Origin of the sequence: Nonomuraea sp. NPDC047897, from assembly GCF_043204415.1 — a bacterium.
Taxonomy (GTDB): domain Bacteria; phylum Actinomycetota; class Actinomycetes; order Streptosporangiales; family Streptosporangiaceae; genus Nonomuraea.
The window spans coordinates 150,031-162,808 of the sequence record NZ_JBIDCC010000016.1 but is presented as its reverse complement, the minus strand read 5'-3'; the positions used below and the strand labels follow the sequence as shown (position 1 = coordinate 162,808).

Sequence of the window (12,778 nt, the reverse complement as noted above, 5' to 3'; positions counted from 1 at the left end):
GCGGGTGCTTCTCCGGGCGCCCACCGGTGTTCGGCTCGGGAAGTAGCGGCTCGATCAGCTCCCACTGCGCGTCAGTCAGATCGGAGGGATAGCGGCGAGAGGGCATCCGGCCACCCTGACGGCGCCGACGCTTCTCGTCACGCCGCCACGCCGTACATGAACGATCTTCTCAAACACGCTCTTAGTGGTTACTGAGAATGATCGCCGGATTACCTCCGGGGGCTCCCCACGGACGAGGGCGCTACCGCCTCCTACGCGATCAAACGGGCGTAAGGTAGGCGCCGACTGAGTCGCCCCCTGTCCCGGTCGAGGAGCACCCCACGCATGACCGTCACCCCCTGCGGTTTCACGCGCACGCCCGCGAAGGGGCTCGCCCGTCTCCACTGGAGTGACGCCGGATGGGCGGTCGACGGGCACGCGCCCGACGTGGCCGAGCTGCGCCCGCTGCGCGGCCTGGAGATTGAGTGGCCGGCCGGCCCGGTGCCGCTCGACGGCGTGCTGCGGCTCGCGGCGGCCGGCGTGCCGCTGGTCGCACCGGAGGCGGGCGCCCCCGACGCCGGGAGCGTCCCCGGGTGGGTGCCGGACGACCTGGCCCGGTTGCTCGCCGACCGCTCCTGGCTGGCCCATGTGCCCGACGGCACCGCGCGCTGCCTTGCCGACCTGCGCCGCGAGGAGCACAGCGTGCGGCTGCGCCGGCTGGCCCATCGCCTCCCCGGCACCCCCGCGATCAGCGTCGTCATGGCCACCAAACGCCCGGCCCTGGTCGCCGGTGCGCTCGCCCAGATGGCCCGCCAGCGCGGCGTCGAGGTCGAGGTGCTGCTGGGCCTGCACGGGGTGTCGTTCGAGCGGGTACGCCAGGCGGTCGAGGAGACGGGACTGCGGGTGGCCTGGGTCGAGGCGGGTGCGGACGTGCCGTTCGGCCAGGTGCTCAACGACGCGGCGGCGCTCGCCGTCGGCGAGCACGTGGCCAAGTGGGACGACGACGACTGGTACGGCCCCGACCACCTCGCCGACCTGGTGATGGCGGCCGGCTACTCGGGGGCCGACGTGGTGGGCACGGCGGGGGAGTTCTTCTACCTGGAGCCGCTGCACACCACGATCCGGCGCACCACGTTCGCCAGCGGGGCCGCGTACAAGAGTGAGGTGTGGTCGGATCACGTCGCCGGCGGCACCATCCTCACCTCCCGGGCGAAATTTCACGAAATAGGGGGCTTTCCCGCTCAGCCTCGGGCGGTGGACCGCGACTTCCTCAAAGCCGCGACCGAGGCGGGGGCGCGCGTCTACCGCACCCACGGCCTCGGCTACGTGCTGCGCCGCACGCTCAGCGGCGGGCACACCTGGCAGCTCCCGCTCGCCCACTTTCTGAAGGTCGCCTCCAGCCAGTGGCGGGGATTCCGCCCGAGCCTGCTGATGGAGGCCGCCGCGTGACCTCCCTGCACCCCGCACGGCCATCGGGCGGCCGGGACCGCGTCCGCGGCAACGACTACCGCGTCCTGCGGCCCCCCACCCCGTTCGAGCCCACCCTGCGGGTCAGCGTGGTCGTCCCCGCCTACGGCGGCCAGGACAAGCTCGACCTCGTGCTGGCCGCGCTGGCCCGGCAGAGCTACCCCGCGGCGCTGATCGAGGTCATCGTCGTCGACAACGGCAGCTCGCCGCCGCTGCGGCTGCCCGAGGACCGCCCGCGCGACACCCGGCTGATCGTCTGCGCGACGCCCGGCCGGGCCAGCGCCCGCAACGCCGGCCTGGCCGAGGCGAGCGGCGACGTCGTCCACTGGCTCGACTCCGACGTCCTGCTCACCCCCGGCGCCGTCGAGGCGCACATGCGCTGGCACCACGCCGCGCCCTACTGCGTCGTCACCGGCTACATCCGCTTCACCGCCGCCCCGGTCCCCGCCGAGCTGCCCGACGACCTGGAGCGGGCGTTCGAACCCGCCGAGCCGCACGGCTGGATCGTCGACCTGGTCGAGCGCACCGGCGGCCTCACCGACAACCCGCAGCGCCCCTTCAGCCTGCACGTCGGCGGCGCCACCTCCGTGAGCGCCCGGCTCGTCGAGGCGGCCGGGCCCATGGACGAGGACCTGATCCTCGGCCAGGACACCGAGCTGGGCTACCGCCTCGCGCAGGCCGGAGCGGTGTTCGTCCCCGAGCCCGCCGCCCGCGCCTACCATCTCGGGCCCACCATGCGGATGCGCGACAAGCAGCCCGTCGACCGGGTGAGCCACGCGTTCGTGGCCGACCGCATCCCCGCCTACCGCTGGCTGCGCTCGCATCCGGGCCGCCAGTGGAAGGTGCCGTACGTGGCGGCCGTGGTGGACGGCACCGCCGGGTACGAGAACGTGCGCGCCACCGTGGACGCGCTGCTCGCCGGGACCGTGCCCGACGTCGAGATCGTGGTCGTCGGCCCCTGGGACACGCTGGACCGCGACCGCCGGACCCCCCTCCGCGACCCCGACCTCGACCTGGTCCTGGTCCACGGCCACTACCTGCACGAGGGCAGGGTCCGGCTGGCGGCCGCCCCCATCGTCGACCCCGCCGTGCCGTACGTGCTGCGCCTGCCGGCCGGCTGGGTGCCCGGCGAGGACAGCCTCGCCCGGCTCCTCGACCTGTGCCGCGACCAGGGGTACGGCCTGGTCAACGTGCTGCTGCACGAGTCGCCGGACGGCGTGCTGGCCGCCCGGCTCGAACGCGTCGCCGCCTTCGCCCGCGCCCGCGTCGTGCTGCGGGACGGTGAGGACCTCGACGACGCGGTGGACGACGTGTCCGGGGTGACCTGGGTCGAGGGGGAGACCTACGGGTTCGGCGCCGAGCCCGCCGACATCCCCGGCCGCCGCAGCGCCCACCGCGCCCGGGCGGAGGCCCGCGCCGAGGCGGAGCGGCTGGCCAAGGAGGCCGAACGGCTGCGCGCCCAGGTGACCAAGTGGCGCGACGAGGCGGCGCGGTGGCGCAAGAGCACCGTCGAGCTGCGGCGCGAGGTCGGCACCCTGCGCCGCCGGCTCGCCGCCGCCAACCGCGCCCAGCAGGGCCTGCGCGTCCTCGTGGCGACCACCGTGCGCCGCGCCCTGCGCCGCGGCGACCGCCCTCGCCCGGGTACATCCGGCGACACCCTCCCCTGAGGACCGGCCGGCCGACGCCCCGCGGGCCGGACGACTCGGGCGCGCCGGGCCCGCCCCGCGGTTCAGTCGGGGCGCAGGGCGGACTTCAGGCGGCCCAGCAGCCCGCGTTCCGCCGGCTGTCGTGAGGCGGGCACCGCCGCGCCCACCGGCTCGCCCGCGCGCTTCGCGGCCGGCTTCGCCGCCGCGCCCGCGCCCGTGGCGGTCCCGCCGGGCGGGCCGTCGCCAATCCGGGCCGGGGCCGGCGAGGCGGCGGCCCGCTTGGCCGGGGTCGGGGGCCAGTAACGGTCCGGGGCCACATGCCGTACCCCATGGGTGACCGTGATCACCTCGTCGAGGTCGTCGCCCGGCGCGCTCAGCAGCAGCGCCCGCCCCAGCGCGGAGGTGCGCTCCAGCCGGGCCGGGCGCCCGTCCGGCAGATCCACCACGAGCACGCCCGTGAGGTCCTTCTGCACGTCCTCCACCATCCGCTCCAGCGTCGAGCGGTGCAGCGGCACGTCCACCGGCCCCCGGTAGCGGAACGGCGCGGGCGCGGGAGTCGGCGCCGCCTCGTCGATGAGCCTGATCCGCTCGTCGTGGGCGAACAGGTCACGCATCAGCCGCAGCTCGAAGCACGGGTCGGACAGCACCGAGCGCCGCCCGTCGTGCAGCCGCGCCCACGGCCCCACCAGCGTCACGACCACGTCCCGCAGCGTGCCGTCCAGCGCCGCCGCCACCGCCCGCCGTACGACGGCCTCGGAGGTGTCGGTCACGTCCAGCACGATCTCCACGTACGGCACCAGCCATCGCCGGCCGCCGTCCTTGCGCAGGTCGCGGCGGAGCGGGACGCGGTGCGCGAGGTACGGCTCGACCGCCCGTACGGCCCGCTCCCGGTCGCGGTGCTGCGCCGGCAACCCCAGGTGGACCGCCTGAGCCTCCAGATCCGGGACGAACACCACCCCGTGCATCGCCAGCCGGTACGCGAACTCGGTGTCCTCACCCCGTGCGACGGTCGGATCCAGCCCGCCCACCGCATGGAAGACGTCCCTGGGCAGGGCGAACGTCGGCCCCGTGCACACGTGGTAGGGATTGCGGCTCTTGCGCAGGCCGTCGGTTTTAGCGATCGTCGCCTCGGTCGAGCTCGCCACCGCCTTGTCCAGGTCGAACAGCTCACCGAGCCGCCCGGCCCGGTACACCTCGCCCGCGGTCAGCGGCGGCGCCTCGACGAACTTCTTCATCCCGATCGTGACCAGGTAGTCGGTCAGGTGGTGCCAGCGGGCCAGCGCCTCGATGTGCTCGCGGCAGGCGACCATGTCGGAGTCCAGCCGCTGGATGATCTCGCCGTCGGCGGCCTTGGCTCCGGCGTTGACGGCGGTGGAGATGCCCCAGCCCGTCTCGGGCCGTACCAGGCGGGTGTTGACCGGCCTGATCTCCGGCAGCCGGATCGGCGGCTCGCTGCCGTCGTCCACGACCAGGACCTCCATGAGATGGTCCGGGTACGTCTGCGCCGCGAGCGCGGCGAGCGTCAGCTCCAGGTGCGGCCCGCCGTGCGCCGGCACCACCACGCTCACCGACAGGGCCGGCGACCAGGCGCCGAGCTGTGGCGGCCGAAGCGGAGAAAAGTCGTTCTGCGTCATGGCAGGACGCGCGTTCATGTGGTGACCCCCCTGGCGGGCACTTTATCGGGAGAACCGGAGAATTTCCTCAAATGCTGGATCTTGCGGCCGGGGGTGGGACCGTTGTCCGGCGCGGTTGTGGGGCGCGGCGCGGCACCCCGTACACTCGGCCCCAACACCGCAGGTAGGGAGTCATCATGAGCAGGGCGTGGCGTGGCCTCATCGAGGAGTACCGAGAGCGGCTTCCGGTCACCACGAAGACGCCGGTCGTCACGCTGCTGGAAGGCGGCACGCCGCTGGTGCCCGCGCGCCGCGTCTCGGAGCTCACCGGGTGCGAGGTCTACCTGAAGGTCGAGGGCGCCAATCCGACGGGCAGCTTCAAGGACCGCGGCATGACCATGGCCATCAGCAAGGCCCTCGAAGAGGGGGCCCGGGCCGTCATCTGCGCGTCCACCGGCAACACCTCGGCCTCCGCCGCCGCCTACGCGGTGCGCGCCGGCCTGACCTGCGCCGTCCTGGTGCCCCGAGGGAAGATCGCGATGGGCAAGCTGGCCCAGGCGCTCGTCCACGGCGCGACGCTGCTGCAGGTCGAGGGCTCGTTCGACGACTGCCTGGAGATGACCCGCAAGCTGTCGTCCAGCTACCCGATCGCCCTGGTCAACTCGGTCAACCCGTTCCGGCTGCAGGGCCAGAAGACCGCCGCGTTCGAGATCGTCGACACGCTCGGCGACGCGCCCGACATCCACTGCATCCCGGTGGGCAACGCCGGCAACATCTCGGCCTACTGGATGGGCTATCAGGAATACGCCGCCGACAAGGTGTCGGCCCGCACGCCCCGCATGTTCGGGTTCCAGGCGAGCGGCGCCGCGCCCATCGTGACCGGCGCCCCGGTCACCCGGCCGCAGACGATCGCCACCGCCATCCGCATCGGCAACCCCGCCTCCTGGCAGCTCGCCGTGGCGGCCCGCGACGAGTCGGGCGGCGACATCCAGTCGGTCACCGACCGGCAGATCGCCGCCGCGTACAAGCTGCTGGCCCAGGAGGAGGGCGTGTTCGTCGAGCTGGCCTCGGCGGCCAGCGTGGCCGGTCTGCTCCAGGCGCACGCGCAGGGGCGGATCGAGCGGGGCCTGCGGATCGTCTGCACGGTCACCGGCAACGGGCTCAAGGACCCCGACTGGGCCATCTCCGGCGCGCCGGCCCCGGTCACGGTGCCCATCGACGTGCACGCCGCCGCCGCGGCGCTCGGCCTGGCCTGACGCCGCCACCCGCGCGGCCGCGCGGGCGCGCGCGGCGGTCCGTACGGGATGCGTGTTCGCGCAGCGCGTACGGCCGCAAGTCGACAGCAGCTTCACCGGCGTGACGCACGCGCGCCTGGCGAACGCGGACGAAAGGGAAGTCTGACCAATGAGCACCGTGAGGGTCCGCGTGCCGGCCACGTCGGCCAACCTGGGGCCGGGGTTCGACACGCTCGGCCTGGCGCTGGCGCTGCACGACGAGGTCGAGGCGCGACTGGCCGCGGAGCCGGGCGTCCGGGTCGCCGTCGAGGGCGAAGGCGCCGGTGAGCTGGACCTCGGCGAGGGTCATCTCATCGTCAGGGCCATGCGCAGGGCGTTCGACCGGATGGGCGTGGCCCAGCCGGCCGGGATCGAGGTGCGCTGCCGCAACGTCATCCCGCACGCCCGCGGCCTGGGCTCGTCGTCGGCGGCCATCTGCGCGGGCATCCTCGCCGCCCGCGCCCTCGCCCGCGAGGCCGCCGCCCTCGCCGGGCCCGCCGCGCCGCCGGAGCGGGCCGCGGAGCCGGAGCTGACCGACGACGAGGTGTTCCGGCTCGCCACCGAGATGGAGGGGCATCCCGACAACGTGGCTCCGTGCCTGGCGGGAGGCCTTACGGTGGCCTGGACGGACCACGCGGGCGCGCCCCGTATGGTGAAGCTGGTCCCCGACGCGCGCATTCGTCCTGTCGTGTTCGTTCCGGCGACGCGCCTGGCCACGGAGACGGCGCGGGGGCTGCTGCCGAAGGACGTGCCCCACCGGGACGCCTCCTTCAACGCCGGCCGGGCCGCGCTGCTGATCGCCGCGCTGACCCAGAAGCCGGATCGGGGGTTGCTGCTCGCGGCGACGGAGGACCGGCTCCACCAGAGCTACCGCGCGCCTGCGATGCCGCGGAGCGCGGATCTGGTAGAACGGCTGCGTGCGGTGGGCGTGCCCGCGGTCGTGTCCGGAGCGGGTCCCACTGTCCTCGCGTTTTCGACACCGGATTCGCAGGATTTGATCGCACCAGAAGTGGGTAATGACTGGCACATCCAGCAAATGGACGTCGACCAGCTCGGTGCGTACGTTCAGTTTCCCGAGACACGCTGATGCCTCTCTAGACCTTCAGGGAATAGCCGTGTGCGCTGGTGATGTTAGGCTGGTAGCCGCACCAGATGCCCCCTTGGTGGGTGCGTGCTTGTCAGCCACACATCGCTGCATCATGCTTCACGTCGCGAGGCGTGGGCAGCGCGGCTGTCTCCCCGGAATCCGTTGCCTCCGGTTGGCCCACACCCGGTTGGCCCAACGTGAGGCGGCGACGACGGGGGTCTGCGCGTTCGAGTCACCTCGACATCTGGCTGGCGACAGCAATCTGGGGGGTGTCCTCCACGCGCCACCGTCCTGTGGCGGCCTGGACGAGCCCCTCCCCAAGAGTGGCGACCGTCCCCAGCGGCGGCCGAAGATCGCAAAGTGCACCCCGACCCGGTCTGTCCCGCCGGATCGAAGCACCTCCGGGACGCCCGGCAGAAACCAACCGGCGCCCGACCCCTGGGAAGGACCTTTTAGTTGAGCGACACCACCGAACTCCTCTCCGACGCATCGGGCTCGCCTGCGCAGCCGGCGTCCGGCGACACCCCCACCCGTGCCGCGGCCAAGCCGCGCGCGCGTCGCTCCGGCACCGGCCTGTCCGCCAAGGTGCTGCCCGAGCTGCAGAAAATGGCCGCCGAGCTGGGCATCAGCGGCACCGGACGGATGCGGAAGAGCCAGCTCATCGCGGCCATCCAGGAGAAGCAGGGCGTCGGCACCGCAGACAACCCGCCCGCTCCCGTAGCCGAGGCGCCGGCCGTGACGGCCGCCGCCGACCCGGCGCCCGCCGCTGAGCGGCCGTCCCGCAGCCGCCGCGAGCGCTCGCGCGCCAAGACCGACGACTCCGTCGCGCAGGCCGCCGAGCCGGTGGCCGCGCAGGCCACCGCCGCAGCCTCGGCGCCCGCGGTTCCGGCCGCCGAGCCCGCCGTAGCGCCCGCCGAGCCGGTCGTCGAGCCGGCCGCCCAGCCCGCCGACTCCGGCCAGAACGACCAGCGCGGCGAGCGCGGCGAGAGCCGCCGCGAGCGGCGCGGCCGCGGCGAACGCCGTGAGCGTGGCGAGCGGGGCGAGCGCGGCAGCGATCGTTCCTCCGGTGACCGGTCCGGCAACGACCGTGGCGAAGGCGGCCGTGGCGAGGGCGGCGGTCGTGCCGACCAGCGCGGCGCCGACACCGGCCGCACCGACTCTCGCGGTGACTCGCGGGGTGACCAGCGCGGCGACTCTCGCGGTGACCAGCGTGACTCTCGCGGTGACTCGCGAGGTGACCAGCGGGGCGGCTCGCGGGACGACCAGCGGGGCGACGACGACGAGCGTGGCGGGCGCGGGCGCCGGGGCCGCTTCAGGGAGCGCAACCGCGGCCGCGGCCGTGACCGCTTCGACAGCAGCGAGCCCGTCATCGGCGACGACGACGTGCTCATCCCGATCGCCGGCATCCTCGACATCCTCGACAACTACGCGTTCGTCAGGACGAGCGGCTACCTGCCCGGCAGCAACGACGTCTACGTCTCGCTGGCCCAGATCCGCCGCAACGGCCTGCGCAAGGGCGACGTCATCACCGGCGCCGTCCGCCAGCCGCGCGAGGGCGAGCGCCGCGAGAAGTTCAACGCCCTGGTCCGCCTCGACACCGTCAACGGCATGGACCCCGACCAGGCCCGCAACCGGCCCGACTTCAACAAGCTGACGCCGCTCTACCCGCAGGAGCGCCTGCGCCTCGAGACCGAGCCGAACATCCTCAGCACGCGGATCATCGACCTCGTCTCGCCGATCGGCAAGGGCCAGCGCGGCCTCATCGTCTCGCCGCCCAAGGCCGGCAAGACGATGGTGCTGCAGTCGATCGCCAACGCGATCACCCGCAACAGCCCCGAGTGCCACCTCATGGTCGTGCTCGTGGACGAGCGGCCCGAAGAGGTCACCGACATGCAGCGGTCGGTCAAGGGCGAGGTCATCCACTCGACCTTCGACCGTCCCGCCGAGGACCACACCACGGTCGCCGAGCTCGCCATCGAGCGGGCCAAGCGCCTGGTGGAGCTGGGCCACGACGTGGTCGTCCTGCTCGACTCGATCACCCGCCTCGGCCGCGCCTACAACCTGGCGGCCCCGGCGTCCGGTCGTATCCTGTCGGGTGGTGTCGACTCGACCGCCCTCTACCCGCCCAAGCGCTTCTTCGGCGCCGCCCGCAACATCGAGAACGGCGGCTCCCTGACGATCCTCGCCACGGCCCTGGTGGAGACCGGGTCCAAGATGGACGAGGTCATCTTCGAGGAGTTCAAGGGCACCGGCAACATGGAGCTCAAGCTCAACCGCTCCCTGGCCGACAAGCGGATCTTCCCCGCGGTGGACGTCGACGCGTCCAGCACCCGTAAGGAAGAGATCCTCATGGCCAAGGAGGAGCTCCAGATCGTCTGGAAGCTCCGCCGGGTGCTCCACGCGCTGGACATGCAGCAGGCTCTGGAGCTTCTCCTGGAGAAGATGAAGGAGACCAAGTCCAACGCCGAGTTCCTCATGCAGGTCCAGAAGACCACGGTGAGCAACGACCGCGACTGACGCGCGCGGGAGAGGGGCGGCGGGAGTGCTTCCGCCGCCCCTCTCTCATGTCGTCTCCCACGTCGTTCGGCCCGTCCCGGCCCCGCGGCGCCGCCAGGACCGAGACCCCTCTGAGGAAGTACGGTCCACGGGTGCGGAGCCTCATGTGACAGATGCGACCGCGTCATCAGGATCAGGGAATGCCCGGTGGCCTGGGACGGTTGAAGGATCTGGCACACTGGTAGCTGACCCGTAGCGGTTCCGGCTCCCGCCGCGCGCGAGGCGCACATCAGGCGACCCGGCGACCGCACCCCGAAAGGACAGCAATGAAGCCCGACATCCACCCTGACTACCACGTCACCCAGGTCACCTGCACCTGCGGCAACAGCTTCACCACCCGCAGCACCGCCAAGAACGGCGTCATCCACGCCGACGTGTGCTCGGCCTGCCACCCGTTCTACACGGGCAAGCAGAAGATCCTCGACACCGGTGGCCGGGTGGCCCGCTTCGAGAAGCGTTTCGGCAAGAAGGCCTCGGGCAAGTAGCTCCACCGACGCCGGCCCGGATGCACCTCAGCAGTGCGCCGGGTCGGCGTTGTTGGTGAGAAGGCCCCGCACCCACCCACGCCCGAAGGACCCACGGTGAACCTCGACGAGATGCTCAAGGAGTATTCCGAGCTGGAGCTGCAGCTCGCCGACCCCGCCGTGCACGCCGACCAGGGCAAGGCCCGCGCCCTCGGCCGGCGCTACTCCCAGCTCACCCCGATCGTCGCCACCTACCGCGAGCTCGACGCGGCTCGCGACGACCTGACCGCCGCCAAGGAGCTGGCGGGGGAGGACGAGGGGTTCGCGGCCGAGGCAGCCGAGATCGAGGCACGCATCCCGCAGCTCGAGGAACGCCTCAAGCACCTGCTCATCCCGCGTGATCCCAACGATGACAAGGACATCATCATGGAGATCAAGGCGGGCGAGGGCGGTGAGGAGTCGGCGTTGTTCGTCGGCGACCTGCTGCGCATGTACCTCCGCTACGCCGAGCGGCTCGGCTGGAAGACCGAGGTCATCGACAGCCAGCCCTCCGACCTGGGCGGCTACAAGGACGTCACGGTAGCCATCAAGGCCAAGGGCGACGAGGGAGTGTGGTCCAGGCTCAAGTTCGAGGGCGGCGTCCACCGCGTCCAGCGGGTGCCCGTCACCGAGTCGCAGGGCCGCATCCACACCAGTGCCGCAGGCGTGCTCGTCTACCCCGAGGCCGAGGACGTGGACGTCCAGGTCGACCCCAATGACCTGCGCATCGACGTCTACCGCTCCAGCGGCCCCGGCGGCCAGAGCGTCAACACCACCGACTCGGCGGTCCGCATCACGCACCTGCCGACCGGGGTGGTCGTCTCCTGCCAGAACGAGAAAAGCCAGCTCCAGAACAAGGAGTCGGCGCTGCGCATCCTGCGCGCCCGGCTGCTGGCCATCGCGCAGGAGGAGGCCGACGCCGCCGCGCAGGCCGAGCGCAAGTCGCAGGTCCGCACCGTCGACCGTTCCGAGCGGGTGCGCACCTACAACTTCCCCGAGAACCGCATCTCCGACCACCGCGTCGGCTTCAAGGCGTATAACCTCGACCACGTCCTCGACGGTGAGCTCAACGCCGTCACCCAAGCCCTCATCGACGCCGAGATGGCGGAGAAGCTCGCACAACACTCATGACATTTCTGCTGGACGAGATCGCGCTCGCCACCGCCCGGCTGGCCGAGGCAGGTGTGCCCTCGCCGCGCACGGACGCGGAGGAGATCGCGGCATTCGTTCACGGCGTGCGCAGGAGCGAGCTGCACACGGTCAAGGACGCCGACTTCGACGCGCTGTTCTGGGAGGGCATCGCCCGGCGCGAGTCCCGCGAGCCGCTGCAGCACATCACCGGACACGCCTACTTCCGCTACCTCGAACTCGCGGTCGGCCCCGGCGTCTTCGTGCCGCGGCCCGAGACCGAGGTCATGGCCGGCTGGGCCATCGAGACGCTGCGCGCGATGGACGTCACCGCCCCGCTCGTCGTCGATCTCGGCACCGGCTCCGGCGCCATCGCGCTGTCGATAGCCCAGGAGGTCGCGCTTGCCGAGGTGCACGCCGTCGAGGTCGATCCCGGCGCCTACACCTGGGCGAAGCGCAACATCTCCGAACACGGCCAGGGGCGCGTCCACCTGCACCCCGAAGACCTGGCGGAGGCCCTGCCGGAGCTCAACGGCGCGGTCGACCTCGTCATCTCCAACCCGCCCTACATCCCGCCCGGCGCCGTCCCGCGAGACCCCGAGGTGCGCGAGTACGACCCCAACCGGGCCCTGTACGGCAGCGGCGACGACGGCCTCGGCGAGGTCCGCGCCGTCGAGCGCACCGCCCGGCGGCTGCTGCGCCCCGGCGGCTGGGTGGCCGTCGAGCACGCCGACGAGCAGGGCAGGGCCGTCTACCTGACGTTCCCTGAGGACAACGGCTGGCGCGACGTACGACTGCGCCAGGATCTGACCCGCAGAGACCGCTTCGTCACCGCGAGGCTCGGCCAGGACTAGGATGCACGCCGTGACCAGACGCTTCGACTGCACGGACCTCGAACAGCGCGCCGAGGGCCTGACCGAGGCCGCCGCCGCCGTCCGCCGCGGTGACCTCGTCGTGCTCCCCACCGACACCGTGTACGGGATCGGCGCCGACGCCTTCACACCCGCAGCGGTCACCGCGCTGCTCGACGCGAAGGGCCGGGGCCGTGAGATGCCGCCGCCCGTCCTCGTCGGCACCGTCCGGGCCGCCACGGCCCTGGTGGAGGACCTCGGCCCGTACGGGCAGGACCTCGTCGACGCGTTCTGGCCGGGCCCTCTCACACTCGTGTGCAAGGCCAACCGGGCGCTGTCGTGGGACCTGGGCGACACCAAGGGCACGGTGGCGGTGCGCATGCCGCTCCACCCGGTGGCCCTCGACCTGCTCAAGGAGACCGGCCCGATGGCCGTCTCCAGCGCCAACCGCTCCGGCGCGCCGGCGGCCGTCACAGCCCAGGAGGCCGAGGAGCAGCTCGGCGACGCGGTCGCCGTCTACCTCGACGGCGGCGCCACCACCGACAACACCCCCTCCACGATCCTCGACCTCACCACCGCCGTGCCGCGGCTCCTGCGGCGGGGGGCGATTCCGGTGGAGAAGCTGCGCGGCATCATCGGATACGTCGCGACCGACGGCTGACGCCATACCGTCT

The 12,778-nt window shown here is 72.6% G+C and carries 11 protein-coding genes; 9 read left to right on the top strand and 2 right to left on the bottom strand.

The genetic code is table 11. The features are described 5' to 3' along the window. Nucleotides 1–106: transposase (locus ACGF0J_RS31740; protein ID WP_393151752.1), on the bottom strand; the 106-nt coding region annotated here is incomplete at its 3' end. 218 nt (nucleotides 107–324) lie between these two features. Between ACGF0J_RS31740 and ACGF0J_RS31735 the strand changes: the two genes are divergently transcribed. Beyond that, complete coding sequence (locus ACGF0J_RS31735) at nucleotides 325–1,428, top strand: glycosyltransferase family 2 protein (RefSeq protein ID WP_393151736.1); 1,104 nt, start codon at nucleotides 325–327, stop codon at nucleotides 1,426–1,428. Continuing rightward, a complete protein-coding gene (locus ACGF0J_RS31730; protein ID WP_393151734.1) occupies nucleotides 1,425–3,113 on the top strand; it encodes a glycosyltransferase in 1,689 nt (562 codons plus the stop codon). The genes ACGF0J_RS31735 and ACGF0J_RS31730 overlap by 4 nt, the downstream gene beginning before the upstream one ends. Before the next feature lie 62 nt (nucleotides 3,114–3,175). Here ACGF0J_RS31730 and ACGF0J_RS31725 read toward each other — a convergent pair whose 3' ends face one another. Further along, nucleotides 3,176–4,744 carry a glycosyltransferase family 2 protein gene (locus tag ACGF0J_RS31725; RefSeq protein ID WP_393151732.1) on the bottom strand — a complete coding sequence of 523 codons (1,569 nt, stop codon included), beginning with the start codon at nucleotides 4,742–4,744 and terminating at the stop codon, nucleotides 3,176–3,178. Between the two features lie 158 nt (nucleotides 4,745–4,902). Here ACGF0J_RS31725 and thrC point away from each other — a divergent pair, with 158 nt between their 5' ends. The 7 genes from thrC to ACGF0J_RS31690 all read left to right on the top strand — a co-directional run bounded on the left by thrC (nucleotide 4,903) and on the right by ACGF0J_RS31690 (nucleotide 12,765). After that, nucleotides 4,903–5,961, top strand: coding sequence for a threonine synthase (gene thrC / locus ACGF0J_RS31720; RefSeq protein ID WP_393151730.1), 1,059 nt, complete (start codon nucleotides 4,903–4,905; stop codon nucleotides 5,959–5,961). Nucleotides 5,962–6,109: 148 nt separating this feature from the next. After that, nucleotides 6,110–7,066 carry a homoserine kinase gene (gene thrB, locus ACGF0J_RS31715; RefSeq protein WP_393151728.1) on the top strand — a complete coding sequence of 319 codons (957 nt, stop codon included), beginning with the start codon at nucleotides 6,110–6,112 and terminating at the stop codon, nucleotides 7,064–7,066. 456 nt (nucleotides 7,067–7,522) lie between these two features. Next, nucleotides 7,523–9,583 (top strand): transcription termination factor Rho, encoded by a 2,061-nt coding sequence (gene rho, locus ACGF0J_RS31710; protein ID WP_393151726.1) that lies wholly within the window; start codon nucleotides 7,523–7,525, stop codon nucleotides 9,581–9,583. A gap of 305 nt (nucleotides 9,584–9,888) precedes the next feature. Continuing rightward, nucleotides 9,889–10,107 (top strand): 50S ribosomal protein L31, encoded by a 219-nt coding sequence (rpmE, locus tag ACGF0J_RS31705; RefSeq protein WP_101784095.1) that lies wholly within the window; start codon nucleotides 9,889–9,891, stop codon nucleotides 10,105–10,107. A gap of 96 nt (nucleotides 10,108–10,203) precedes the next feature. Beyond that, nucleotides 10,204–11,256 carry a peptide chain release factor 1 gene (gene prfA / locus ACGF0J_RS31700; protein ID WP_393151724.1) on the top strand — a complete coding sequence of 351 codons (1,053 nt, stop codon included), beginning with the start codon at nucleotides 10,204–10,206 and terminating at the stop codon, nucleotides 11,254–11,256. Continuing rightward, on the top strand, nucleotides 11,253–12,107 hold the full coding sequence (prmC, locus tag ACGF0J_RS31695) for a peptide chain release factor N(5)-glutamine methyltransferase (protein ID WP_393151722.1): 855 nt from the start codon (nucleotides 11,253–11,255) through the stop codon (nucleotides 12,105–12,107). Before prfA ends, prmC begins: the two co-directional genes overlap by 4 nt. 10 nt (nucleotides 12,108–12,117) lie before the next feature. Continuing rightward, the gene (locus ACGF0J_RS31690) at nucleotides 12,118–12,765 is read left to right on the top strand and encodes an L-threonylcarbamoyladenylate synthase (RefSeq protein WP_393151720.1); all 648 of its coding nucleotides are present in this window, start codon (nucleotides 12,118–12,120) and stop codon (nucleotides 12,763–12,765) included. The last annotated feature ends 13 nt before the right edge of the window (nucleotides 12,766–12,778 follow it).

Bases quoted from the DNA above. Each gene is read 5' to 3' on its own strand.
- rpmE (WP_101784095.1), top strand. From the start codon at position 9,889: ATGAAGCCCGACATCCACCCTGACTACCACGTCACCCAGGTCACCTGC.
- ACGF0J_RS31725 (WP_393151732.1), bottom strand. From the start codon at position 4,744: ATGAACGCGCGTCCTGCCATGACGCAGAACGACTTTTCTCCGCTTCGG.
- thrC (WP_393151730.1), top strand. From the start codon at position 4,903: ATGAGCAGGGCGTGGCGTGGCCTCATCGAGGAGTACCGAGAGCGGCTT.
- ACGF0J_RS31735 (WP_393151736.1), top strand. From the start codon at position 325: ATGACCGTCACCCCCTGCGGTTTCACGCGCACGCCCGCGAAGGGGCTC.
- thrB (WP_393151728.1), top strand. From the start codon at position 6,110: ATGAGCACCGTGAGGGTCCGCGTGCCGGCCACGTCGGCCAACCTGGGG.
- prmC (WP_393151722.1), top strand. From the start codon at position 11,253: ATGACATTTCTGCTGGACGAGATCGCGCTCGCCACCGCCCGGCTGGCC.